20 protein-coding genes are annotated in these 25,020 nt (G+C 72.2%); 10 read left to right on the plus strand and 10 right to left on the minus strand.

Going from position 1 to position 25,020, the window contains the following annotated elements; translation table 11 throughout:
* Position 1: 1 nt before the first annotated feature.
* Both AC0VYM_RS17800 and AC0VYM_RS17805 read right to left on the minus strand, forming a co-directional pair.
* Positions 2–568 carry a TetR/AcrR family transcriptional regulator gene (locus AC0VYM_RS17800; RefSeq protein WP_475463093.1) on the minus strand — a complete coding sequence of 189 codons (567 nt, stop codon included), beginning with the start codon at positions 566–568 and terminating at the stop codon, positions 2–4.
* Positions 569–752: 184 nt separating this feature from the next.
* Positions 753–2,135, minus strand: coding sequence for a GH1 family beta-glucosidase (locus AC0VYM_RS17805; protein ID WP_475453574.1), 1,383 nt, complete (start codon positions 2,133–2,135; stop codon positions 753–755).
* 138 nt (positions 2,136–2,273) lie between these two features.
* Here AC0VYM_RS17805 and AC0VYM_RS17810 point away from each other — a divergent pair, with 138 nt between their 5' ends.
* Positions 2,274–3,857: a hypothetical protein gene (locus tag AC0VYM_RS17810; protein ID WP_475453576.1), complete on the plus strand. Its 1,584-nt coding sequence runs from the start codon at positions 2,274–2,276 to the stop codon at positions 3,855–3,857.
* A 7-nt stretch (positions 3,858–3,864) separates the two neighbouring features.
* On the opposite strand, the gene AC0VYM_RS17815 is transcribed toward AC0VYM_RS17810, so the two are convergent.
* The 3 genes from AC0VYM_RS17815 to AC0VYM_RS17825 all read right to left on the minus strand — a co-directional run bounded on the left by AC0VYM_RS17815 (position 3,865) and on the right by AC0VYM_RS17825 (position 7,591).
* Entirely contained in the window at positions 3,865–4,950 is a 1,086-nt protein-coding gene (locus AC0VYM_RS17815; protein ID WP_475453578.1) for a magnesium and cobalt transport protein CorA, read from the minus strand.
* Between the two features lie 105 nt (positions 4,951–5,055).
* Positions 5,056–5,703, minus strand: a complete 648-nt coding sequence (locus AC0VYM_RS17820; RefSeq protein WP_475453581.1) for an alpha-ketoglutarate-dependent dioxygenase AlkB family protein — start codon at positions 5,701–5,703, stop codon at positions 5,056–5,058.
* Positions 5,704–5,788: 85 nt separating this feature from the next.
* Positions 5,789–7,591: a hypothetical protein gene (locus AC0VYM_RS17825; protein WP_475453583.1), complete on the minus strand. Its 1,803-nt coding sequence runs from the start codon at positions 7,589–7,591 to the stop codon at positions 5,789–5,791.
* A gap of 164 nt (positions 7,592–7,755) precedes the next feature.
* Between AC0VYM_RS17825 and AC0VYM_RS17830 the strand changes: the two genes are divergently transcribed.
* Positions 7,756–8,205 (plus strand): hypothetical protein, encoded by a 450-nt coding sequence (locus AC0VYM_RS17830; RefSeq protein WP_475453585.1) that lies wholly within the window; start codon positions 7,756–7,758, stop codon positions 8,203–8,205.
* Positions 8,202–8,522, plus strand: coding sequence for a winged helix-turn-helix domain-containing protein (locus tag AC0VYM_RS17835; RefSeq protein ID WP_475453587.1), 321 nt, complete (start codon positions 8,202–8,204; stop codon positions 8,520–8,522). Before AC0VYM_RS17830 ends, AC0VYM_RS17835 begins: the two co-directional genes overlap by 4 nt.
* Before the next feature lie 64 nt (positions 8,523–8,586).
* Here the strand turns inward: AC0VYM_RS17835 and AC0VYM_RS17840 are convergent, their stop codons facing one another.
* The 3 genes from AC0VYM_RS17840 to AC0VYM_RS17850 form a co-directional block, all read right to left on the minus strand.
* Positions 8,587–9,282, minus strand: a complete 696-nt coding sequence (locus AC0VYM_RS17840) for a TetR/AcrR family transcriptional regulator (RefSeq protein ID WP_475453589.1) — start codon at positions 9,280–9,282, stop codon at positions 8,587–8,589.
* Positions 9,279–10,508 carry a serine hydrolase domain-containing protein gene (locus AC0VYM_RS17845; protein ID WP_475453591.1) on the minus strand — a complete coding sequence of 410 codons (1,230 nt, stop codon included), beginning with the start codon at positions 10,506–10,508 and terminating at the stop codon, positions 9,279–9,281. Before AC0VYM_RS17845 ends, AC0VYM_RS17840 begins: the two co-directional genes overlap by 4 nt.
* Before the next feature lie 165 nt (positions 10,509–10,673).
* Positions 10,674–11,753 carry an EamA family transporter gene (locus tag AC0VYM_RS17850; RefSeq protein ID WP_475453593.1) on the minus strand — a complete coding sequence of 360 codons (1,080 nt, stop codon included), beginning with the start codon at positions 11,751–11,753 and terminating at the stop codon, positions 10,674–10,676.
* Between the two features lie 71 nt (positions 11,754–11,824).
* Here AC0VYM_RS17850 and AC0VYM_RS17855 point away from each other — a divergent pair, with 71 nt between their 5' ends.
* Entirely contained in the window at positions 11,825–12,745 is a 921-nt protein-coding gene (locus AC0VYM_RS17855) for a LysR family transcriptional regulator (RefSeq protein WP_475453595.1), read from the plus strand.
* A gap of 63 nt (positions 12,746–12,808) precedes the next feature.
* Here the strand turns inward: AC0VYM_RS17855 and AC0VYM_RS17860 are convergent, their stop codons facing one another.
* Positions 12,809–13,738: a LysR family transcriptional regulator gene (locus AC0VYM_RS17860; protein WP_475453597.1), complete on the minus strand. Its 930-nt coding sequence runs from the start codon at positions 13,736–13,738 to the stop codon at positions 12,809–12,811.
* 314 nt (positions 13,739–14,052) lie between these two features.
* On the opposite strand from AC0VYM_RS17860, the gene AC0VYM_RS17865 reads away from it, so the two are divergent.
* The 3 genes from AC0VYM_RS17865 (at position 14,053) to AC0VYM_RS17875 (ending at position 18,145) form a co-directional block, all read left to right on the plus strand.
* On the plus strand, positions 14,053–14,595 hold the full coding sequence (locus tag AC0VYM_RS17865) for a GNAT family N-acetyltransferase (protein WP_475453599.1): 543 nt from the start codon (positions 14,053–14,055) through the stop codon (positions 14,593–14,595).
* A gap of 196 nt (positions 14,596–14,791) precedes the next feature.
* Positions 14,792–15,967: a hypothetical protein gene (locus AC0VYM_RS17870; protein WP_475453601.1), complete on the plus strand. Its 1,176-nt coding sequence runs from the start codon at positions 14,792–14,794 to the stop codon at positions 15,965–15,967.
* 96 nt (positions 15,968–16,063) lie between these two features.
* Positions 16,064–18,145: an FUSC family protein gene (locus AC0VYM_RS17875; protein WP_475463094.1), complete on the plus strand. Its 2,082-nt coding sequence runs from the start codon at positions 16,064–16,066 to the stop codon at positions 18,143–18,145.
* On the opposite strand, the gene AC0VYM_RS17880 is transcribed toward AC0VYM_RS17875, so the two are convergent.
* Entirely contained in the window at positions 18,142–18,804 is a 663-nt protein-coding gene (locus AC0VYM_RS17880) for a cyclase family protein (protein WP_475453603.1), read from the minus strand. The two genes, AC0VYM_RS17875 and AC0VYM_RS17880, sit on opposite strands and share 4 nt — an antisense overlap.
* Positions 18,805–19,052: 248 nt before the next feature.
* On the opposite strand from AC0VYM_RS17880, the gene AC0VYM_RS17885 reads away from it, so the two are divergent.
* The 3 genes from AC0VYM_RS17885 to AC0VYM_RS17895 all read left to right on the plus strand — a co-directional run bounded on the left by AC0VYM_RS17885 (position 19,053) and on the right by AC0VYM_RS17895 (position 25,014).
* On the plus strand, positions 19,053–19,736 hold the full coding sequence (locus AC0VYM_RS17885; protein ID WP_475453605.1) for a lysophospholipid acyltransferase family protein: 684 nt from the start codon (positions 19,053–19,055) through the stop codon (positions 19,734–19,736).
* A gap of 278 nt (positions 19,737–20,014) precedes the next feature.
* Positions 20,015–21,361: an FAD-dependent oxidoreductase gene (locus AC0VYM_RS17890; RefSeq protein ID WP_475463096.1), complete on the plus strand. Its 1,347-nt coding sequence runs from the start codon at positions 20,015–20,017 to the stop codon at positions 21,359–21,361.
* Positions 21,362–21,744: 383 nt separating this feature from the next.
* Positions 21,745–25,014, plus strand: a complete 3,270-nt coding sequence (locus AC0VYM_RS17895) for a penicillin-binding transpeptidase domain-containing protein (protein WP_475453608.1) — start codon at positions 21,745–21,747, stop codon at positions 25,012–25,014.
* The last annotated feature ends 6 nt before the right edge of the window (positions 25,015–25,020 follow it).

Raw genomic sequence — 25,020 nt, forward strand, 5'->3', positions numbered from 1 at the left:
CCTACCTGCGGCCCATCGTGCGCAGGATCGCGTCGAGCAGGAGGTCCCGCACCATTTCCCGGTGCTCGGGGGTGTGCCGCACCGTGAGTTCGTTGTTGAAGGTGGACAGGCACAGCCCCACCGTCATCTCGGCCAGCGGCAGCGCGGGGCGCCCGTCCTTGGGCAGCTCTTCGACGAAGCGGCCCACCTCGATCGCCTCGCGGACCGCCTCGATCCAGGGTTCGGTCCGCTCGCGCCACCACCGGCGCTGCTCCCCCGGCTCCGCGCCCAGGCCCGAGGCGGCGGCGAGCAGGGCGCCCGACTCCACCCACAGCCCCGTCCAGGCGTCCACCAGGCGGCCCATGTAGCCGTCGATGGACTCCATACGGCCGAAGGTGAGGTCCACCTGGGAGGCGAAGGCCGTCAGGCGCACGTCCACGGCGGCCTGGAGCACCTGGTTCTTGTGGTTGTAGTACCGGTAGACGGTGGACCGGTCGATGTCGACGCCCTCGGTGATCTCCTTGTAGGTGATCTGGCTGAAGGGCTTGGTCCGCAGCAGCTCCACCAGGCTGTTCTGCAACTGGAGCATGCGCTGCGCGGCCCGGAGGCTCCCGCTGGTCCCCGAACTCGCGTCCTGCGGCGCCGTCATGTGAGATCCGTCCGTCATGAGCCCCCACGGCCCTCGTGTGCCAACGCCCTCCAGCTTGCCCCAGATCGGAACGTATGCCAACACGCCGTTGGTCCACCAGGGAACCCTGTGGGTCGCGGTCCCCCTATCCCCTGCGGGCCCGGTGCGCGGCCACGTGCTCTCGGTACCAGTGGTAGCTGTCCTTGGGGTGGCGCTCCAGGGTCTCGTAGTCCACGCGCACCAGGCCGAACCTGCGCTCGTACCCGTAGGCCCACTCGAAGTTGTCCAGCAGCGACCACACGAAGTAGCCCCGGACGTCCACCCCGGCCTCGATCGCGCGCCCCAGAGCGGCCAGGTGGTCGCGCAGGTAGGCGACGCGGTCCGCGTCGTGGACCCGGCCCTCGCGGTCGGGCCGGTCCGGCTCGGCCGCACCGTTCTCCGTGATGAGAAGGGGCGGGAGCCCCGGGTAGCGGCGGTCCAGGTCCACGAGCAGCTCCTCGAAGCTGTCCGGCACCACGGGCCATCCCATGGTGGTGCGCCGCCACGGCCCGGGGAACTCCACCTGTTCGGCCCGGACGTCCACCGCGGTGCGCAGTGCCGGGTCCGGTTCCGTGTGCGGGGCGTCGCGGAACATGAGCGGCCGGTAGAAGTTGACGCCGAGGAAGTCCAGGGGTCGGCCGATGGTCTCCAGGTCGCCCTCCCTCCGGTGGGGCGCGTCGGCCAGCGGCCCCCAGACCTCGCGCTCGTTGTCCGGGTAGGCGCCGGTGAAGAGCGGGTCGAACCAGGTCCGGTTGTGGAGGGTGCGGACGCGTTCGACGGCGGCCCGATCCTCCTCGGACCCGGTCGCGGGCACCAGGTGGTCGGGGTTGAGCGTGATGCCGACCTCCCCCGCCCCTGCGGCCCGGAGCTCGCCCACGGCCAGGCCGTGGGCGAGGAGCAGGTGGTGGGCGGCGGCCAGGGCGCCGACGCCCTCCCGGGTGCCGGGGGCGTGGCGGCCGACCGCGTGTCCCACGAAGGCGCTGCAGAAGGGTTCGTTGAGGGTGATCCAGCGGTTGACCCGGTCACCCAGGTGGTCGGCGACGATCCTCGCGTACTCGGAGAAGCGGTGGGCGGTGTCGCGGACCCGCCACCCGCCCTCGTCCTCCAGGGCCTGGGGAAGGTCCCAGTGGTAGAGGGTGAGGGCCGGTTCCACGCCCGCGTCGAGGAGGGAGTCGACGAGGCGGTCGTAGAAGGCCAGGCCCCGGGCGTTGGGGCCGCCCCGGCCGTCGGGTTGGACACGGGGCCAGGAGACGGAGAACCGGTACAGGTCGACGCCGAGTCCGGCGATGAGGGCGACGTCCTCGGCGTAGCGGTGGTAGTGGTCGCAGGCCACGTCGCCGGTCTCCCCGCGGGCCACCCGTCCGGGTGTGCGGCAGTAGGTGTCCCAGATGGACGGTCCGCGCCCGTCCTCGGTGGCAGCGCCCTCGACCTGGTAGGCGGCGGTGGCGGTACCGAACAGCAGGTGGGCGGGGAGTCGCGGTGCGAGCATGGGGACCCTTCGTTTTGGGAGCGCTCCCAGCCTGTCGGGTGAACCGGCCCGTGGCAACCCCCGAACCAGAACGGATCCGGACCCGTCACAATCCAGGGTGCGCCCCGGCGACCGCCGACGCGCAGGGAAAGGGACGGCATGAGCTACACCGACTACTCACAGATCTTCCTGTCCAGGGACGGCTCCCAGGACAGGAGGATCCGCGAGCTCAAGGAGGACCTGAACATCGCCTACTCGCGGATGGACCGCGAGCGCAGCCGCATGCGATCCGAACTGGGGCGGGTCAGGGGCACTCTGGAACAGCGGCTGGACCGGGTGTCGGCCACCCTGGACGCCTTCATCGAGCTCAGCGACGTCCGCGCCACCCTGGCGATGTTCGACGCCGCCGCCATGGCCCGCCACCGCACCCTCCAGATGCTGGACGGGACCCCCCTGCCCAGCCTGGACCTCGACGACGTCCCCGGGTACTGGCTCGTCCCGGCCGCGCGCGGCCTGCACTCCCTGCTGCGCGACGACCTCGCCCGTGCCCGTCCGCACTTCGACGAGGCCGCGGCCGTCGACCCCGAGCGGGCCCGCACCTTCGCGGCGCTGGCCGGTGCGCTCACCCGCGCCGGGCACGCCCGCACCCTCGGCGAGGGCGTGTCCGCGGACCTCCTGCCCCTGCTGCCCGACCCCGGCTCCGAGGTGACCCGGGGCCAGCGCGCGCTGTGGATCCTCACCGCCGACGGCTCCTTCGGGGACGACGCCCGCGAGCACCTGCTGCTGTCCACGCTGCGCGGCTGGTCGGCCGAGGAGGTCCGGATCCCGCTGGTGGGTGAGTGGGCCGCAGCCACCCCTCCCGCCAAGGGCCGTGGTGCCCGAGATCCCCGAGGCGGGAGCACCGCCGCCGCGCCACGGCGCGAGGCCGCCTCGACACTGGCCCGCCTGCGCGAGCGGATCGCGCGGATCACCGCTCCGGGAGGTGAGGACGCCACCCCCGACGTGCTCAGTCCGGACCAGGCCAGTTCCGACTTCCTCCAGGACTCCCTGAGACTGCTCGTGGAGGAGGGCAGCCCGGAGGAGGCACCCCTGTTGGCCGAGGCCAGCCGCCTGCGCGCGGTGATCGAGAACAGCGGCCATAAGGGCACCCTCCCGACCTGGGGCGACGAGGTCGGTACCGTGGGCTCGCTCCTCCAGCGGGACCTGACCCGGGAGGACGCGCCCCCGCACCGACGCACGTTCTCGCTGGTCCTCCTGCGCTCAGCCGTCCTGGACACCGCCGAGGAGCTGGCCGACCGGGCCGGCGACGAGCTCTCCGAGACGACGGAGGTGCGACTGCACGGGGTCCCGGTCCGCGTCACACCCTCCGGGGCCGACCGCCAGCAGGTCGAGGGCGCGCGTCAGCGGCTGCGCCGGCGCACCGCCCCTGACGGCGGGCACCGGAGGTTCTTCTGGGGCGCCTCGGTCACCACCGGTGTCCTGTTGTTGCTGTCCCTGCTCACGTCCAACGGCTTCCTGTGGGCGCTGACCCTGGTCGGCGCCGTCGCCGCCGGTTACGCCTTCCTCGTGTCCCATCGGGAGAAGGTCGACGCCGAGACCGCGTTCCGGCACCAGAGCCGCAGGCTGGACCAGCAGGTCGACGCGGCGGTCGACGAGTGGCGCCGGACCCGGGCGGAGGCCGAGGAGCACGCGGTGACGGCCCGGCGCGACCTGGAGTCGGTCCGCTCCCTGCTCAGTCCCTGAGCCGACGTCACAGCCAGTCGTTGCGGCGGAAGAGGAAGTAGAGGAGCAGCGACGAGAGGAACATGAACGCCAGGACGAGCGGCCAGTTGAACACCCAGTGGAAGCCGGGCTGGGGCGCGATGTTCATCCCGAAGACCGACGCGATGAGCGTCGGGACGACCAGGATCCCGCCCCAGGACGACACCTTCTTCATCGCCTCGTTCTGGGCCCGGTCGACCAGGTTGCTCTCCACGGTCATGATGTTGCTCAACAGCTGGCGGAACCCCTCGACGTGGTCACGGGCGGCCGCCACGTGGTCGGCCACGTCACGGAGGTGTTCGCGCAGCTCTCCCTTGTGGTGCTGGCCCGGCCGGGGCATGTTGGGGCCGAACCGCTCGGGGCTGTCCAGGGGTTCCATGATCTCCGCCAGGACCTGGCCGAGCGGGTCGACCGCCCGTTGCAACAGGATGATCTGCCGGGCCAGCCGGTAGGTGCGCTGGGAGGCGTCCCTGGCCCCCGCGAAGACGGCGCTCTCCACCTCGTCGATGTCCTCCTGGAGGGCGGCGACGACCGGCGCGTAGTCGTCCACGACCCGGTCCAGGACGGCGTAGATCACCCCGAGGGCTCCGTGGCCCATCATGTGGGGGTTGGACTCCAGCCGGGAACGGATCTGCTCGAAGTCCACCGAGGGGTCGTGGCGGACGGTGATGACCACGTCGCGGGTGCCGAAGACGTGCACCTCCCCGACCTTGATCGTCTCCAGGCGCTCGTCGTACGTGGCTGGCCGGAGCACCAGGAAGAACACGTCACCGTAGGTCTCGGCCTTGGGCCTCTGGTGGGCGACGATGGCGTCCTCCACCGCCAGCCGGGGCAGGTCGAACTCGCGGGCCGCCTCCAGCAGCTGTTCCCGGTTGGGTTCGGTCAGGCTGACCCAGGCCCCCAGCGAGGGGTCGGCGCGCACCGACGCGTGCGCCTCCGCGAGGGTGGCCGCCTCGTGCTGGCGCTCACCGGACCGGTACAGGATGATCCGGCACTCACCGGGCGGCGCGTCGGCGGGGAGCGCGGCCTCCTTCCGCCCCAGCGCCATGGTGCGTTCGGGCGCGGATTCGGTCATGGTCTGCCCTTCCCTGCCTGGCCTGACCTGCCCGATCCTGACGCGGCGGGCGGGCGGAGCGCGTCCCGACACGCCGGGGCGCCCCCGCCGGGATCCGTCCCGGAGTCAGTCGCCCAGGCCGGAGGCGCGGAGGGTGATGTTGAGCCTGCCGTTCAGCCCGAGGGCGGGGTCGGCGGTGCCCGGACGGGTGCGGGGGACCCCGTGGTAGGCCAGCCGGGAGGGCCCGCCGAAGACGAACAGGTCACCGCTGCGGAGTTCGACGTCGGTGTAGGGGCGGGTGCGGGTCTCGGTGTTGCCGAACCGGAAGACACAGGAGTCACCGAGGCTGAGCGAGACCACCGGGGCCGGGGACCGTTCGTCGCGGTCCTGGTGCATGCCCATGCGCGCGTCGGCGTCGTAGAAGTTGACCAGGGCGACGTCGTAGGGATCGCCTTCGTACGGGGCTCCGTAGGCGGCTTCGACGCCGCGCCGGGCCAGGTCTCCGAGCAGGTCGGGGAAGGGCTGGACGGGTGTGCCGTCGGGCAGGGTCCGGGAATAGGAGTACGGGACCCACTGCCAGCCGAGTGAGGTCATGGACACGCTCATGACCCCGCCTCGCGGCATGGTGTGGCGGCGGGTTCCGGCCGGGCCCCGGGCCCACTCCCTGCATCGCCGGACCAGGTCGGCCTGGGCGTCCGGGGTGAGCCAGCCGGGCAGGTGGACCGCTCCCGGTGCGACGGGAACGGTGGGTGGTCCGAACAGCGCATCGTCCATGGGTCCATCATGCACGGACGCCGCGACGCCCGCCCGGAACGGGCCCCGGGCGGCGTCGGCACCGCCCGGGACCCTGCGGGGAGGGTCAGCGGCGCATGAGGTCGCGGATGTTGACCACCAGCAGGACGACCACGATGAGGACGATCGGGACGGTGATGGCGATGCGCCAGTCCGCGATGAAGGCGGCCACCACCCCGACGACCAGTCCGACCACCACCGCCGCGATCGCGATCCCCGTGACGTACTGGACGAACTTGCGGCGGGCGACGGAGTCGATCGCGGCGAAGGCCAGGACCACGCCGAGCATGGCCCAGAGCGTCATCTGTCCGTGGAGCAGGAACAGCGTCAGCGCCAGCGAGATGAGCAGCAGCGGTGTGCTCAGCGCGACCCACAGGTGCAGGAAGCGGTTGGCGCGCTGCTCGCCGGAGGCGTAGGGCATGTGGGGCGCCCTGAGGTGCCCGGTCGGTGACGGCACCAGCGGGGCGTCGCTGTCCAGGGAGCGCAGGAGGGTGTCACGCTCGTCCGCGAGCAGGGCCCGCTTCTCGTAGACCTCCGCGAGCTCCTTCTCCAGACCCTCGATCCGCTGGGCGTACTCGCGGGCGCGGGGGCGGGAGGCCGCCTCCCGCTCCAGGGCCATGCGGGCCGAGTCGAGCTGGCGGAGGCGGTCGCGTCGGCTGACGACGTCGCCGTCGAGGCCGCGCAGGCGCGTTTCCAGGCCGCGCACGTGGGAGCGGAGTTCGGAGCGGGCGGCGCTCTCGGTGGGCGCGACCTTCTGGAGCCCGACCCACGCCAGCGGGTCGGCCCAGGAGCGGCGGATGGTGCCGTCGCGCTCGTACCGGGGACCGCTGGGGGCCCGCTCGCCTTCGAAGAAGTCACGGGTGTCACGTCCCCACAGGCCACGGAAGCCGTGCACCCAGGGGGTGTCCTCGTCGATCAGGACGGCGTTCCACTCGCGGTCGCCGCCGGGGCCGAGCCGTTCCCCGTCGCCGCGCGCGTAGTCGACGAAGGGCACGCCGATGCCGTGCCGGTTGATGGCGGCGTCGGCGCGGAACAGCCGCTGGGTGAACCTGCGCCAACCGCTCACGAGTCCGCGCAGGAAGGCGGGGTCCACCTGGATGAGGTAGTCGCCGGGGAGCATCTGGTGGGAGTGCGAGCCCGCGCCGACGTAGATGACCGGGTGGACGCCGTCCCGGTGCAGGTCGGGGTCGGCCCAGGAGCGGCGCAGGTCGTCGCCGTGGTACTCGTGCGAGGAGGCGCCGACCCACACGGGCCGGGTGGTGCCGTCGGGGTTCTCCACCACGTAGACGGTGACGCGCTCCCAGTCGGCCTCGTGGTCGTTGACCCCGCCGTAGATGGTGCGCCAGTCGTTCATGGCGTAGAAGAACCAGTACTGGAGGACGATGTAGCCGCCCTCGCGGGTGACGCGGCCGTAGTAGGTGGCGCCGCCGTTGTCCACGCGCTCGCGGTAGCGGGTGACCGCCGCGAAGGTGACGCCGCCGGGGACGGCCCCCCGGATGAGCAGGGAGAGCTTCATCAGGATGTCGAGGACGCGGCCGAGCACGCCCACGGCGGCCAGGCGGCCGCTCTTGGGGATGACCGAGCGGGCGATGCCCTTGAAGCGCCGGGCCTCCTCGCGCAGCGTCTCCTCCTGGACGAAGCGGAGGTGCTTGTGGCGGCCCGGCCACTCCTCCTCGGCCTGGGAGAGCCGGTCGAGGGTGAGTTCGCCGGCGGGGACGATGACGCTCTCACGTCCGCCGGGCTCCTCGATCCAGAGACTGCAACTGCGTACGTAGGCGTCCACGTCGGTGGGGAAGAAGAGCTCCCCCTTGGTGCACATGAGCACTGGTTCGTGGGCGCGCAGGAGTTCGAGGTCAGATTTGGCCGCCATGATTCGGACCAAGTTAGTGCATGGGGAGACGGCCGCGCGCACTGAGGCGCGGTGCGGCGGGGTGGCGCGTGTCATGCCCACGGTGGCCGCCGTCGCCACCCCGCGCCCGGAGAACCAACAGGAAAACACTTGCCATTGTGGAAAGTGAGTGCCATGCTCGAAACATGACACCGATCGAAGGGAAGCGCATGCGCCGCGAGGACGCCTACGACGCTCTGGAACAGGCCCGGTTACTGGACGCGAAGGTCCGCCCGATGGGTCGCTGGTACACGCTCTACGGCGTCGCGTTCGGCCTGACGAGCACGGTCCTGCTGCTGGCCGTCGGGATCACCGGCACCGTGGGCGGGGCCATGGCGGGCCTGGCCTTCTTCCTGGTGGCCCTCGTGGTGCTGATCGTCTACAGCCTCCGCCAGCCCGTGAAGCCGCTCGACCACACCAAGCTGCACAATTGGGGCATGGCGGGGTGGAGCCTGGTCTACGTCGTCGCCATGGTGCCGGGTTCGGTCCTCTTCCGGGGCGAGCTCCTGTGGTGGGTGCCCCTGGCCGTGCTCAGCGCCGTCCCCACGACCGTGACGGGCCTCATCGTCCTGCGCCGCAGCGGGAGAGTTCGGTGAACCACCCCCGCAGCAGACTGGACGAGGTCATCCACTCCCCCGTCCGCTTCTCGATCGTCGCGGCCCTGGCCTCGGCGAGCCAGATCGAGTTCCGGGTCCTGCGGGACACCGTGGAGGTCAGCGACTCCGTCCTGTCCAAGCAGATCGCGACCCTGGAGCAGGCCGGGTACGTCGGGGTGACCAAGTTCCGGGTCGGACGCCGGACACGGACCTCCCTCCTCCTCACCCCCGAGGGGAGAGAGGCCTTCGACCAGCACGTCCAGGCGTTGCGCGACATCTCCGCCGGTGTGGAGCTGCGCCTGCCCGAGGAGGGCTGAGCCACCCCCGGGCCTGCCCGTGCCCGCGGACACCGCTCCCTCCTCGGCTCGCGCCCCGGTCCCGTCACCGGTCGCCCGGGGCACGCTCCACTCGCAGCTCCAGGGCGTCCAGGAGGAGCCCCACCGTCACCTCGAACTGGTCGAGGTCGTCCACCTCCGGGAGCACGGGGGCCACCGCCGCCAGGTGGGGGTGCTCCGACGCGGACGCCGTGAGGTACGAACGCCGCCAGGCCGACCGGTCCGCCTCCTGCTGCTCCGGGGCCAGCGCCCGGAACCCGGCCTCGTAGGAGCTCATGGCGAAGGCCGTGTCCACGAGGGCGCGGTAGTAGCCGGCGGCCTCCCGGTCCGTGAACCCGGCCCGCAGGAGCGCCCCGACCACGGCGTCGGCTCCGCGCAGCTCGGCCGGTCCACGGGTGACCCGGGTGGACACCAGCCGCGCCACCCTCGGGTGGGCCAGGCAGGCCCGCCGGATCCGTCGGGCGAGGTCGGCGAGGGTCTCCCGCCAGCTGTCGGAGGCGACGAAGTCCCGCAGCGCCTCCTCGATCAGGCGCTCGGCCAGGCCGACGAGGATGTCGTCCTTGCCGGAGAAGTGCCGCAGCACCGCCGTGTGGTTGGACCCCAGGTCCCGGCCGAGCCTGCGCAGGGTCAGGGCGTCCGGACCGTCCTCCTCGACGACGGCCCGCGCCGTGTCCAGGATGGTGGCCGAGGTCAGGCCGGTCGAGGGGGGCCGCCCCCGCCGTGCGCCCCCGGCGCCCGTCATCCCCGCTCCAGGTGGGCCACGACCGCGCGCAGGGCCGCGACGGTCTCGGCGTCCCGGTCGGCGTCGTCGGCGGTGGGCCAGGCGCTGGTCTTGACCACGACCACGTCCGCCTCGGGGTCGACCCACAGGAACTGGCCGTGGATGCCCAGGCCGGTGTGGGCCCGCCGCTCGCCTCCGAGGGTCCACCACAGGTCCGAGTAGCCGTAGTGCGGCGTCGCGGTGGATCCGAGGGCGCCCACCTCCAGGTGGGGCACCCCCGCCCCGCGCGCCCGCTCGGTCCAGCCCTCGGGCAGGAGGCGTTCGCCGTCCAGCACACCGCCCCGGGACATGAGCAGGCCGACCTTGGCCAGGTCGCGCACCGTGGCGTTGAACGATCCGCCGCCCAGGGCGGTGCGCGGGCGCTCCCTGGTGAGGAAGTAGTAGGCGTCGTCCTGCGCGCCGATCCGCTCCCACAGCTCGGCCGCGTACGCGGCGAGGGGCATGCCCACGGCGGATTCGAGGACCCAGCCCAGCACCTGGGTGTCCAGGGTGGAGTAGTTGAAGCGGGTGCCCGGCGCCACCGTGGCGGGGACTCCCCTGAGCACGGCCAGGAGGGAGCCGCCGCCGGTGACGGCCCGTTCGAAGTCGTTGATGGTGGCCGAGGGGTCGGGGTAGTCCTCCAGCCGTTCGTCTCCGGCGCCGCTGCTCATGCGGAGCAGGTCCTCGACGGTCGCGTCGGCGTAGGCGGTGCCCCCCAGGTCCGGCCGGTGGTCCGAGACCCGTTCGTCCAGGGATCCGAGATCGCCTCGGGCCAGGGCCATGCCGACCAGAACGGAGGTGACGGACTTGGTCAGGGAGAACAGCTGGAAGCGGGTGTCGGGGGCGGCGAAGCGCCCGGGGTAGGTCTCGTGGACCAGGACCCCGCGGTGCACGACGGCGAAGCCGGTCGTGTGGGTGGCCTCGTGCAGCTCCCCCAGGGTGCGCTGGCGGCCCCGGTGTTCGTAGACCACCGGCAGCGGTCGCGGGGCGCGCGGGAGCGGCCTCGGGCGCCCGGACCGGGGCACGGCCCGGGTGGGCATCAGGGCGTCCATGTGGGTGAACGTCCACTCGTTGATCGGACGCCGGGTGGCGACCTCGGCCTGGTTGCGCCACAGCCAGACGGCCCCCGCACCCAGGCCCGCGCCCACTCCGGCGATCGTCGCGGCGGTGGCCAGGCTCCGGACCGTCCGGTACCCGTTGGTGCCCATCGTCGTCCCCGTTCGGTGTCGGTCTCTTTTCGTTCCAATGGTGTCACCACTGGAACGAAAGTCGCAATCGACGACCCGCTCACCCGGTGGTGGCGGGTCGGCACGGTGGCGGTCCCCCGCCGCGCCGCGTCCGCCCTCTCGGGGGCACGCGGCGGAGGACCGGGCTCAGGCGGCCCGTTGGGGCCGGCGATCCCGTGAGGTGTCGGCCGGAACCGCGAGGTCCCGCACCGCCTCGGCGATCTCCGGAAGCGGTGCGGCCTCGCGTGGCGCGTCGGCCGCGGCCGTCCGGGGTTCCGGGTCGGTGGAGGTGGCGTCCGTGCGGACACGACGCCTCCGCACGGTCTCCCTCCGGGGGACGGCGGGCCCGGACCCCCGGTCCCCTCGGGCGGCGCCCACCCCCGCGACCACCACCAGGGCCATCCCGACCAGCTGCACGGCCACCGGCGCCTGACCGATGATGACCATGCCCATCACCAGCGCCACGGCGGGTTCGAGGCTGGAGAAGGTGCTGTAGGCGGTGCGGCTCATCCGCTGGAGGGCGATCATCTCCAGCAGGAACGGCACCATCGGGAAGAGCAGCGCGATGAGCAGCGTGAACATCACGAGTTCGAGGTCGGGCTCGGCGAGGGCCGCCGGGGCACCCAGCGGCGCGGTCACCAGCGCGCCCACGGTCATCGCGAGGGCCAGGCCGTGAACGGCGCCGAACCCGGCCCCGACCCGCTGGGTGAGCACGATGTAGCCGACCACGCAGACCGCCCCGGCCAGCGCGAATCCGATGCCCGCGAGGTCGAGATCGCCCTGCCAGGGGCGGGTCAGGCAGACCACGCCCACCACCGCCGCGACAATCCACACGAGCTCCCGGCGGCGGCGCATGGCCGCGACGGCGACCACGAGGGTCCCGAGGAACTCGATGGAGGTGGCGGTGCCGAGCTCGATCCGCGCCGTCGCCTCGGAGTAGAACAGCATCATCCCCGCGCTCGCTGTGCCCAGGATCACCACCGCGCCCAGCTCACGCGGGGTCGCGGCGCGCACGGCACGCCACAGGGAGGGGCCGCCGAGCATCAGGAGGAGGAGCGCCGCCCACGTCAGCCGGAGCCAGGTGACCGTCGCCGGACTCGCCTGATCGAAGGCGGTCACGGCCAGGGCGCTGCCCGTGTGCAGCGTGAACATGGCGACGAGCAGCATGAACGGCGCCGGGACCTGAATCCGGGCACGGCGGGGCGAGGAGAGGAAGGAGCGGATCACCCGACCATTGGACCCATGGCGTTCGTTTCTGTCCACGGACTGATGGTTGACGAACCATGTAGTTTTGGTTGATGGACTTCACCCGACTCCGACTGCTCGTCGAACTGGAGCGACTCGGGACGATGGCGGCTGTGTCCGAGGTCACAGGCATGAGCACGTCGGCCGTCTCGAAACACTTCGCCGTCCTGGAGAAGGAGGCCGGGGTTCCCCTCCTCGTCCCCGACGGACGGCGGGTGCGGCTCACCCCGGCCGGACGTCGGCTCGCGGAGCACGCCGTGGACATCCTCGCCCGGGTGGAGGCGGCCCAAGCGGAGTTCGACGGCGACACCGACCCCGTCGGCCGTGTCGACCTGGTGATGTACACGTCCGCGGCGCCGATCGTGCTCCCTGCCGTCCGCCGTCTGCGGCGCGACCACCCCGGGATCGACATCCGCCTGACCGAGTACGAGTCGGACCAGGCGCTGGATCTGCTCCAGGACGGAGGGGCGGATCTGGGGGTGGTCTACCAGTACAGTCTTCTCCCCCGGGAATTCCCGGGCACGCTGACGGTGTATCCGGTGGGAACGGAGGCGCTCCTGCTCTCCCAGCCCTCCCAGGGGGCGGACAGCCGAACGCTGACCCGTCGCCGTCTGCGCGAGCTCTCCGACGCCTCGTGGATCGCCAGCCCCTTCCGGGGCGACGAGGAGGCCCTCCTCCAGCGGATGTGCGCCGACGCCGGGTTCACCCCGAGGATCCGGCACCGCGTGGACACCCTGGAGCTGTTCGAGGAACTGGTCGCCACCGGCGCGGGCGTGGGCGTGGTGCCCCGGCTCTCGACCTCCACCCGGCGCGGGGTCGCGCACGCCCCCCTCGGGGAACTGGGTGGCTTCCGCCAGGTGTACCTGGCCGGGCGCACCGGGGGTTGGGCCTGGCGCCCGATCCGCGTGGTCGCCTCCTACCTGCACCAGGCGGCGGAGGATGTGCTCGACGAGGTCCCGCCGCTCCCCTTCTGAACTCCGGAGGCGGTCCGACTCCCGGACCCGAGCACCCGGGGCACGGGGGCGCGGCCTCCCGGGTCAGCCCGCGATGGCGAAGGGGCCGACCGAGGGGACCGGGACCTTGCTGGCGGCCTCGCGGACGGCGGTGAGCAGAGGTTCGGGGGTGGACCCGGCCCGGGACAGGACGACGATGTGGCGGCGCGCGGTCTCGCGTACCCCGCGTACGACGATCTGCGGGTGGTTGAGCCCCGTCCACGCCAGCCTCGGCATGAGGGCGACGCCGAGACCCGCCTGGACCATGGAGAAGACGGCGCTGAAGTCGTCGACCGTGTGCACGACCCGCGGCTGGAAGCCGGCCTGGTTGGCGGCAGCGGTCACACAGGAGTTCCACGCGGTGCCCGGTCCGGACATGATCCAGTCCTCACCGGCCAGGTCCTCGGCCAGGTGCAGGCTGGTCCGGGTGGCCAGGGGGTGCTGGTAGGGCAGGATCGCGTCGAAGAGCTCGACCATGACCGGGTCGCTGCGGAAGTCCGGGTCTCCGGCAGCGGGCAGATGGCTGGTGGACATGGTGACGGCCACGTCCAGGCGGCCGGAGCGCACCATCTCGGCGCTCTCCTCCGGTTCGGCCTGGACGACCTCGAAGGTCCAGCCGGGGTGGCTGGTGCGCAGACGGGCCAGGGCGGGGGCGACGAGGTCGCTGATGCCGGTGGAGAAGGAGCCGACCCGCACGACCCCCCGGTCGCCGTCGGTGTACTCGGCCAGGTCGGCGGCGGCACGCTCCATCTCCGCGAAGATCACGTGCGCGCGCTTGAGCAGGACCCGGGCTGCGCCGGTGAGCAGGAAGCGGCGGCCCTGGCGTTCGACGAGGGGCACGCCGGCCTCCTTGGCCAGTGCGGCGAGCTGCTGGGAGACCGCCGACGGCGTGACGTTGAGGGCCTCCGCGGTGGCGGCCACCGTGCGGTGGTGGTCAAGGGCCTGAAGGAGCTGCAACCGCCGAACGTCGATCATGCGTCCCAATTTAGGACAGAACGAACAGGTTTCGATGGTGTTCCGGTCTGATTAATCAGCGTTTGATGGTGATTCCTTACACATCGTCCACCGATGTCGCCTTCACCGGCCATGGTGACCTCCAGAAGAAAGATTCGCTATTTTTTCTCCACAGAGACGTCATGCTTCCTTTTCTCCCGTGTCGCACCTGTTCCGGTTGATACCGGCACGTACAGTCAGACCCACAGCTCAACCAAGGAGGCGCAGAGCGCGACTCCCGGGGAACCGCACCCCATGCTGGTGGAACGGGTGAGAAGAACATGCAAACTTCGCTGATGACCAAACCTGGTTCGACGAACGTCGGCGTTCTCGGCTTCCGCTACCTCGGCGCGCACGAGGTGGAGGAGCTCGCGGACCTGTGGGGCGCCCTGCACCAGCAGCACACGATGACCGCCCCGCACCTCGAGGACATCATCAGCTCGGTGAGCCTGGACGAGTCCTGGCGCCGCCGCCGCGCCCAGTACGTGGCCTGGCTCCGTGACCCGGACACCATGGCGATCCTCGCGGAGCACGACGGGGACCTGGCCGGGTATGCGATGGTCACCGTCCGCGAGAACGCGCAGGGCAGCTGGGACCGGGGCGAGCGCGTCGCCGTCGTGCAGACCTTCGCCATCGACCCCGACTACACCGGCACCGGGGTGGGCTCCAAGCTCCTGGAGGAGGTCCGCCGCCAGCTCGCCTCCATGGGCATCCGTGACGTCGAGTTCTCCGCGCTGGCCACGGCCTCCGAGGACATCAGCTTCCTGGAGCAGGAGGGGTTCCGCCCCTTCGTCACCACGATGGTCTGCCGCGTGGACGGCTTCGGCGCCCACGACTAGCGGCACACGGCCCCTCCCCCACCCGCCGTCGGCGGACAGGGCGGCGGCGGCCCCACGAACCAGCCCCCGCGCGGTCATACCCACGTCCCGCGCGGGGGCTTCTCCGTGCCCGGACGAGCTCGGGTCCGCGCCCGTCCGGCGACACCCCGCGACACACCCCGGCGTGGGCGGGCGGCGAACCGCTACGCTCGGGCCCGTGGCCTCCTCCGACTCCAGCACCTGCATCTTTCCCGGCTGTACCCGCCCGGTTCCCCGGGGCTCCTCCCCCGGACGCCCCCCGCAATACTGCGACCTGCCCGAACACACCCGCTGGCGGGCATGGAAGGAACGGCAGCGGCTGGCTCAGGAGGCCGAGAACGCCGAGGAGGCGGCCCGCGCCGAACCGGACGAGAAGACGGCCACAACGGCGCCCGCCCAGGGCGCGGAGCCCGTCACCGCCGCCCGGCTGCGCGCGGACGACCTCCTCACCCGGTTCGCCGTCCAGGCCGAACAGCTCAGCGCCACCCTCGACTCCGCGACCGAGGCCTTCGCGACGATGTCCGACCCGGCCGCCGCCGAGGCGCAGGTGGAGGCGGCCCGACTGGCCGCCGCCCGCCAGGTGTCGGAGGCCGACTCCGCCCGTTTGGAGGCGGAGAACCGCCGCCGTGAGGCCGAGGCCGCCCGCCGCTCGGCGGAGGAGACCACCGCCGCCGCCGTGACCGCCACCCAGGACGCCGAGCGCATGGCCGAGGAGGCCCTGCACCGCAGGGACACCGCCGAGACCGAAGGTGAACGCCAGGCCGAGCTGGCCCGTACCGCCGCCGCCGAACGCGACGCCGCCGTGGCCGAGGCCAACGCCGGTCTGGCCGCCGCCGAACGCCGGATCACCGAGACCACGGAACGGGCCCGCACCGAACTCCTGCGGGAGCGGGCCGCATCAGCCGAGCGCCTGGAACGGGTCCAGGTGGAGGCCGAGCGCCTGCGCGCCGACCTGGCCGAGCAGTCCCGCCGCCGGGACGAGGCCGAGCTGGCCGAGCGCGGGGCGCTGGCCCGGGCCGAGCACGCCGAGGAACAGGCCGCGCGGAACGCGGGGGCCCTGGAGACCGAGCGCGCCCGGTTCGGCACCGAGCTGGAGCGCGCCCACCAGAGACTGGAGTCCGACCGGGCGGCCGCCGGGGCCGAGCGTGCCCGCCTCACCGCGGAGTTGGAACGCCTCACCACCGAGCTGGACACCCAGCGCCGCAACGCCGAACTCACCCTCACCGAGGCCAGGGAGGCGGCGGCCGCGCGTCTGTCCGTGGCCGAGGAGGCGCGCGACCGCGCCCAGGAGCGCGCCGAGCGGGCGGAGACCGAGCTCAGAGACGTCAGGGAGACCACGGCCCAGAGTGCCTGATAGGGCACATCTGCGGCCTACGTGCCCTTTCGTCACGGTATTTCGGCTTAGGATGGCCACGTGCGAGATCTGGGAACCACTGGCGAGACCGGCCCGCTGAACCTCGGCGGGGACGAGTCCGCCAAGGCCCCGGAGCGTGTCACGGTGGGTGAGCGCCCGCGACCCCGCGTCGACCTCAGGGCGATCTTCGGCCTGGAGGCCGGGCCCTGGGCCTGGACCACCGCACTCCAGGCGGCCGTCGCGATGACCGTGTCCTTCGCCCTGGCCGCGCTGATCTTCGGACCGCAGATCGGCACGCTCGCCGCCCTGGGCTCCATGACCGTCCTGTACGAGAAGAAGACCCCCTACGCCTACCGCGCCGCCGCTCTGGCCCTGGTGGGGCTGGGGTTCGTCGCGGCGGTGACCGTCAACTCCCTGGCCGCCTCACTCTCCCCGTGGGCGGCGGTGGCCTCCATCGGGCTGACCGCCGGGATCGCCACCTGGGTGTGCGCCGCCTGGCGGGTCGACAAGCCCGGGACGATGTTCTTCGTGCTGGTCGCCACCATCTCCACGATCGCTCCCGGCGGTCTGGCCGAGGTTCCCCTGCACGCGTTGGTCGCCGCCCTGGGCGCCGCCGTCGGGTGGACCGTGTCGATGTCCGGCGCCCCGCTGCGGGCCCGCCACCCCGAGTACAGGGCGGTGGCCGCGGCCTACCGGGAGCTGGCCACCCTGCTGCGCGCGGTGGGCACCCCCGAGCTCGACCACGCCCAGCACGCGGCGTCCGTGGCGCTCGCGGAGGCGTGGCGCATCGTGCTGCTCGGCCAGACGCGCGGCTACCGCACCACGTCCGAGGCCGCGCGCCTGCGGGCACTGCTGCGCTGGGTCTCCGACATCCACCTGGCCGCGACCCAGGTGTGCATGGCCCGGCCCGCTCCGCTGCCCGAACAGGCGGCGGAGTTCGCCGACCAGATGGCCCTGGCCGTCGCGGACCCGGCCAGCGCCCCCGATCCGGACTCCCTGGACGACCTGCGCCGGGGCATGCGCCCCCGTTCCCTGGAGGCGCGCCTGTACAACCTGCTGTCGCGCGCGGCCCAGTCGGCGCGGCGCGGTTCGGACGAGGAGGAGGACGACAGGCGCACCGCCGACCTCCACGACGACCGCTACCCGGCGCTGTGGAGCTCGCTGCGCTCCAGTCTCAGCGGCGACTCCCTGATCCGCCCGACCGCGCTGCGCATGTGGCTGACGGTGACCATCGCGGGCGCGTTCGGGCTCTCGATGGGCCTGGACCACTACTACTGGGTGGCCCTGACCACCACGGCGGTCCTCCAGGGCGGCAACGTGGTGCTGACCATGAACCGCTCGGTCCAGCGCTCGCTGGGCACCCTGCTGGGTGTGCTCGGCGGCGTCGCGCTGCTCACCCTCGACCTGCCCCTGGTCGCGGTGATCCTCCTGGCCGGGCTGCTCCAGGGAGCCACCCAGCTGGTGGTGGGCCGCAACTTCTTCTACGGCTCGGTGCTGCTGACGCCGATGGCGCTGATGCTGTCGTACACCGCCAACCCCTACCCGGTGGCCGAGCTCGCGGGCTCCAGGATCATCGACACCCTGGTCGGGTCCGCCTTCGGCATGGCGGGCGCGCTGCTGCTGTGGCGGCGGGCCTCCGCGACCCGCCTGCCCCAGGCGATCGCGAACGTCCTGGCGAGCACCCGCCAGTGCATGATGGCGGTGCTGGACCAGGACGTGGAGATCACCGAGGAGCGCCGCTACCGTCTGCGCCGTGACATGCGGTCCGCCCTGGTCAGCCTGCGCGGTGTCTACGACAGCGCGATCGGCGACGTCCCCCGCGCCTCCTCCACGCGCCCGCTGTGGCCGGTGGTGGTGGCCACCCAGCGGATCGGATACCTGGCTCTGGCGGCGCTGTCGCAGGACCGCAGTCCGGAGACGGCGGGCACCATCACCCTCCAGCGGGTGGACCTGGCCTTCCACGAGCTCATCTCCGCGATGGAGGAGCGCCGCACCCCGAGGTTGGGGGCCCTGCCGCGCCTGCCCGCCTATCCGAGGATCAACATGGAGCTGCGGGCGCTGGCCAACTCCATGACCAGCGCCGTCGCCCAGGACGAGCGCTCCGCCCAGCAGGAGGCGGAGCGACGGGCCCAGCGCGAGCGGCGCCGGGCCCAGAAGGACGTCGACGCCGACCTCTAGCCGCCCTGGGCAACCACCGCGAAGGCCCGCACCGGGAACGCGGCCATCCCCCTGACCTTGGCGGGAACCGCGTGGAACCGGAAGCCCTCCTCCGGCAGCCGGTCGAGGAGGCACAGGTGGGTGACGATCGGAACGCCCGCCGCCAGCAGCGCGGCCTGTACCGGGCGGGAGCCCTCGGTGGAGGGAGCGGTGTCGTCGACACTGACCGAGTCGATGCCGACCAGGGTGGCGCCGGACTCCACCAGGGACTTGGCGGCGGTCTCGGTCAGGTGCGGGTGGTCGAACGAACCGTACGCCTCGGTGCGCCAGTGCCGGTCCCAGCCGGTGCGGACCAGGACGGCCCGCCCGCGCAGGTCGAGCCCGGCGAAGGCCTCGGGGCCGATCTGACGGCCCTCGGTGGCGGTGACCACCACTCCGGGGAGGTCGGCCACACGTTCCAGGTCGAGGTCGGCGGGGTCGGCCCCGTCCCGGTAGCGGTGGGCGGGGATCTCGACGTGGGTGCCGGTGGCCCCCACCATGCTGACGCGGCCGCTGCTGTCACCGTGCCCGGGGACGGCGCCCGCGACGGTGGTGCTCTCCTCGATCGCCGGCTGCGGCAGGCCGGGACAGGTGCTCATCCCGTCGGTGATCTGGTGGCTGACGTCGACCAGTTTCGCCATGGCTGTCTTCCTCGTTCGCGTCCGGAGGGGACCTCCGACCTGGATCAGAGGTCTAGACCATCAGCCTAGCGCGCGTGTCCCAGGTCACGGCAGTGGTCAGCGGCACCGACTTCGGCGGACCTCGCCCCGTCGGCCCGTCGCGAACCCGGATAGGCTCTGGTGGCGCGGTCGCGGGCGACCGACCCCTCTCGTCCCCGCACACCGCGCCTCCCACGCGATTTCCGCGACCCACCGAGAAGGGGCTACCTGTGTCACCGTACGGAGCGGCCAAGGCCGTCGTCGCACCCGTCACCCGTGTGGTGTGGCCCCAGGAGGTGGAGGGCGCGCACCTGGTCCCGGAACACGGTCCGGTGATCCTGGCCGCGAACCACCTGTCGAACATCGACCCCCTCTTCCTCGGCCTGGCCTGCCCCCGGCAGGTGCGGTTCATCGCGAAGAAGGAGCTCTTCGACGAGAGCACGTTCTTCCGGAGACTGTTCTCCCGCGCCCTCAGGGCGCTGGGTCCGGTCTCGGTGGACCGCCGCCCCGGGCAGAGCTCCCAGGAGGCGATGAACAACAGCGTGGAGGTCATCAACGGCGGCGAGGTGTTCGGCATCTTCCCCGAGGGCTCCCGCTCCCCCGACGGCCGCCTGTACAAGGGGCAGACCGGCCTGGCCTGGCTGGCGTTGAGCACGGGGGCGCCGGTGGTCCCGGTCGCGCTCACCGGCACCGAGCGCATCCTTCCCCCCGGCCGCAGGCTTCCGTCGTTCAACCGGGTCGGTGTGCGTTTCGGGGCGCCGGTGGACCTGTCACCCTGGGAGGGACAGGCGGACCGGGCGAAGGCGCGCCGGGAGTCGACCGACGCGATCATGGGCGCGATCGCCAAGCTGTCCGGCCAGGAGCGAATCTCCCGGTACGCTGCCTCAGTCAAGGCGGAGCTGGAACAGCAGTGACTTTCCCCACAGTCCCCACGGGGCTGAATCCCCCTTGATGAGGCGTTGACCCCAGACTGAAGGCCCCTTTCAGCGAGGTCGCACACGGCCTCTCGCCTGGATCGCGGCCACGGGGCGGCGATCCGGAGCCTTCCCACTCCCCGGCGGGGAGAGAAGAATTCCCTACCCCTATAGTAGGTTTTTCCGGTGGTGACATCGGATAGATTAGGCAAGCCTTACCTATGGCGTCCGACCCTGGCGCGAAGACTTGGAGCTGTGCGATGACGCGACCACTGCGAGTGGGAATCGTTGGTGCGGGCCCCGCGGGAATCTACGCCGCGGACCTGCTCACCAAGGACGAGACCCTGTCCTCGTGCGGCACGTCCGTCAGCATCGACATCCTCGACAAGCTGCCGTCCCCCTACGGCCTGGTCCGCTACGGCGTGGCCCCGGACCACCCCCGGATCAAGCAGATCCAGGGTGCCCTGCACAAGATCCTCGACAAGCCGGAGGTCACCTTCTACGGCAACGTCGAGTACGGCGTGGACCTCAAGCTGGAGGACCTGCGCCGCCACTACGACGCGGTCGTCTTCGCCACCGGCAGCGACCGCGACCGCCCCCTGGACATCCCCGGCGTGGACCTGCCCGGCAGCCACGGCGCCGCCGACTTCGTCTTCTGGTACGACTCCCACCCGGACGTCGCCCCGTCCTGGCACGTCGACGGCACCAGCGTGGCCGTGATCGGCGCGGGCAACGTGGCCGTGGACGTCGCGCGCATCCTGGCCAAGGACGCCGACGACCTGCTGTCCACCGACATCACCGACAACGTGTACGAGGGTCTGCGCGCCAAGCGGATCACCGACGTGCACGTGTTCGCGCGCCGGGGCATCGCCCAGTGCAAGGCCACCCCGATGGAGCTGCGCGAGCTGGACAAGCAGCCCGGCGTCGAGGTCCTGGTGTACGCCGAGGACTTCGACATGGACGAGGGCAGCCTCCAGGCCTGCGAGGAGTCCAACCAGGTCAAGACCAACGTCAAGGTCCTCCAGAACTGGGCGATCCGGGACGAGCGCGGGGCCGAGCGCCGCCTGCACCTGCACTTCCTGCACTCGCCCGTGGAGATCCTCGGCGACGACCGGGTCAGCGGTATCCGCACCGAGCGCATGGAGCTGACCGGCGACGGCAGCGTCAAGGGCACCGGCGAGTACGTGGACACCGAGGTCCAGGCCGTCTACCGGGCCATCGGTTACCTGGGCTCGCCCCTGACCGACCTGCCCTTCGACGAGGACCGGGGGGTCGTCCCCAACTCCGGGGGCCGGGTCCTGGACCTGGACGAGAAGCACGTGGACGGCGTGTACGCCACCGGGTGGATCAAGCGCGGCCCGGTCGGCCTCATCGGCCACACCAAGGGTGACGCCCTGGAGACCGTGACCAACCTCGTGGCCGACCGCGAGGCCTTCACCCCCGCCGCCGAGCCCGACCCGGTGGCCTTCCGGACCCTGCTCGCCGAGCGCGGTGTCGAGTACACCACCTGGGAGGGCTGGAAGCGCATCGAGGCCCGCGAGGAGGAGCTGGGCGCCGAGCGCGGCCGCAAGCGCCTCAAGCTGCTCACCCGTGAGGAACAGACCAGCGTCGCACGCCAGGCGTAGCCGCGTGTGAGCTTCCCGGCCGGTCCCGTACCCCTTTGCGGGACCGGCCCTTCGTCTTTACCCGATCCGCGCCGTGTGGCACCGTGAGATTGCGCATGGAGCTCTCCCAGGGTTCGCGGAACAACTCCTCGGACCTATGGGTTAGAGTCACTGTTGGTCGGTGTGGTAGCAAGTGTCCCCCGGGCCTCAACTATTGCCTTCGCGGAATACCGTGTCCGGCACCCGCCCCTCGCGGGTGGGCTGATCGGACGGCCAGGAGCCCCGTTGTGCCCCGCGCCGAGAGGCGACCGCCATGCCGACCTCATCCTCGTGCCCCGTTCCCACCGAGGTGGGAGCGGGGCATCGTGGTATCTCCAGGAAAACGTAACGAAGGACGGTCAGGCGTGGACGAACGGTCCCCCCGGCAGCCGGATTCCTCCGGGCCGCCCGAGGACTCGGACGGTACAGAGGCGCGTCGGTCGCGCCCGGAGAACCCCTACCGCATCCCGGAACGGCCCTCAGCTGCCCGCCCCTCGGACACCGGGAACTTCGGGTTCGAGCACCCGCGCCCGGCGGACCCGCCGGTGTCGGAGCCGAGCGTGTCCGAGGAGCCCTGGGGCACCGGCGCCGGTCAGTACGGCGGTGGCGAGTCCGCGCCGCCCTCCGACGGTCACGACGGGGCGGACGAGCCCTGGGGCACCCCGTACCGGGGTTCGCACCAGGCGTCCGAGCCGGACTCGGCGCCCGCCGCCGAAGAGCCCTACGAGCCGTGGGGCACCCCTGTCGCGCCTCCGTCCTCAAGCTGGGGTTCGACCCCCGACCCCCAGGCTCCGTCGGAGGACTGGGACTCACCCGCCACCTCCGAGGCCCCTTCCGACAGTTGGGGCACGCCCGCCCCGTCCTCCTCCCGAGACGGCTGGGACGCCACCACGGGATCCCAGACCTCCTCTGGGAGCTGGGCCGGTCCGGCCGAGTCCCAGGAGCCGTGGGGCGCCCCCGTCACACCAGGAACCTCGACCGAGGACGCGGCGGACAGCTGGGGCTCTCCCTCGCGGGCTTCCGAGCCCAGCTGGGGATCCACTCCCGACCCGCAGACCTCACAGCCCTTGGCCGACGACTGGGGTTCCACACCTTCCTCGACCGAGGGCTGGGGAGCGACCCCGGATCCGCAGGCCGCTCGTGACGGGTGGAACACCCCGTCCGGCCCACAGACCCCGGCCGACACCTGGGGTTCCACACCTTCCTCAACTGAGAGCTGGGGAGCGACCCCCGAACCGCAGACCCCACGCGACGGATGGAACACCCCGTCCGGCCCACAGACCCCGGCCGACACCTGGGGTTCCACACCTTCCTCAACTGAGAGCTGGGGAGCGACCCCCGAACCGCAGACCCCACGCGACGGATGGAACACCCCGTCCGGCCCACAGACCCCGGCCGACACCTGGGGCACCTCCTCGCACGCCTCCGAACCGAACTGGGGCTCCACCCCCGAACCGCAGGCTGCGGCGGACGGCTGGGGCACGCCCTCGGAATCGCCGTCCCCGCAGTACGGCTGGGACGCCCCCTCCGGGCCGCAGGCGCACTCGGGCAGCTGGGGCACGCCGGTCCCGCCTCCGGGTTCGCGTGAGAACGCGCACGCTTCCGAGGAGGAGCCCTACGAACCGTGGGGCACTCCGGTCGCATCCGCGCCCAGGGACACCCCCGGGCACGCGCCCCAGGACGGCTGGGCCCAGACGGCCCAGGGCCACGAGAGCGTCGGGGCCTCCCCCGAGCCCTGGGAGACCCCGTACGCGGGTCAGCCCGCCTACCAGGGCGACACCCCCTACCCGGGGTCCGCTCCCGAGCCGCACGACGGGTCCGGGGCACAGGAGCGGGACGGTCACGGTGAGGGCTACGAGTACCTCTACGGCGGCGCCGGTGCGCCGGGCGGACCCGGCGGCCCCGAGGGCCCACGGGGACCCGGTGGTCCCGACGACGACTACGACGACTACGACCCGGGTCCGCCGCCCCGGAAGTCCCGGCGCGGGCTCGTCATCGGCGTGGTCGCGACCGTGGTCGTGCTGGCCCTGGTCGGCGCGGGAGCCGGTTGGTACGTCTACACGCTGCCGCAGCCCGAGGAGGCCACGGCCGAGTTCGAGGCCGCCTGGGAGGAGCAGGACTTCGCCCGTCTCGCCGCCGTCACCACCGGAGACGACGCCGAGGCGATCCTCGGCGGGATCGACTCCGGCCTGGGTGTGAACGGCGTCGACGTCGAGGTCGCCGCCCCCACCACGGACGGCGGCACCGGCAGTGCCGCCTACGAGGTCACGCTGTCGCTGACCAACGCCAGTGACTTCGGCTGGGAGGGCGAACTCCCGCTGGTCCGGCAGGACGGCGAGTGGCTGGTCGAGTTCTCCCCCGAGGTCGCCTATCCCGGGCTCGGTGAGGGCCAGATCCTCACCCGCACAGCGGTGTGGGGCGAGCGCGGACAGGTCCTGGCCGCCGACGGCACCCGTCTGGACGCCCCGGACGTCTCCGGTTCGATCCAGATGATCGTGGGCGAGCTGGGTGAGGCCGACGAGGAGGACGTCGAGCGGTTGGGACCGGCGTACAACGTCGGTGACACCGTCGGCAAGACCGGGCTCCAGCGCACCTACGAGGAGCGGCTGGCCGGTGAGGCCGCCACGACCATCGTGATGGTGGACGCCGCAGAGATCGAGGGCGGCGAGGCTCCGGAGGTGACCGAGGAGAACACCGTCGCCTCCCTGGACGGCTCCGACGGCGAGTCCATCACCACCAGCTTCGACCTGGGCGTCCAGAACGCGGCCGCCAACGCGATCATCGACGCCGACGACCCCGCCGGTCTGGTGGCGGTCCGCCCGTCCACCGGGGAGGTCCTGGCCGCGGTGAACGTGCCCGGCGGTTTCAACCGCGCCTTCGAGGGCCAGTACCCGCCGGGTTCGTCCTTCAAGATCGTCACCTACAGCGCCCTCCTGGACAACGGTCTGTCGGTGGACGCCACCATGGACTGCCCGGAGGAGTACGAGCTGGGCGGCTGGCCTTTCCGCAACGCGGGCGGTGGCGAGTACGGCCAGCAGTCGGTGTCGGAGGCGTTCGCGACCTCCTGCAACACCGCCCTGGTGCACGAGATCGGCCAGATCCTGAGCCCGGAGACCCTCCAGGCCAGTGCCGAGCAGTTCGGGATGAACGCCCCGCTGGACATCGGTGTGAGCACCCAGGAGCCGAGCTTCCCGGCCGTGGACAGCACCACCATGATGGGCGCCCAGGGCATCGGCCAGGGTCAGATCCTCACCTCGCCGCTGCACATGGCGACGGTGCCCGCCGCCATCGCGGACGGCTCGTGGCGTCAGCCGGTGCTGGTCACCGAGCCCGCTCGGGACGACCTGCGCGAGCCGCAGACCATCGGCAACGCCGAGGCCCTGCGCCCGATGATGCGCGAGGTGATCACGGACGGCACGGCCAAGGACGCCGGCTTCCAGGGGGACGTGTTCGGCAAGACCGGCTCCGCCGAGTTCGGGACCGCCGACGACGCCGACGAGGACGACGAACTGCCCACCCACGCGTGGATGGTCGGTTACAAGGGCGACGTGGCCTTCGCCCTCGTGGTCGAGGGTGGCGGTGGCGGCGGGTCGGTCGCCGGTCCGCTGGCCGCCAAGTTCACCAACGCGCTGTAGTCGGGC

The sequence above is a fragment of the Nocardiopsis sp. iso_237 genome (assembly GCF_056173345.1).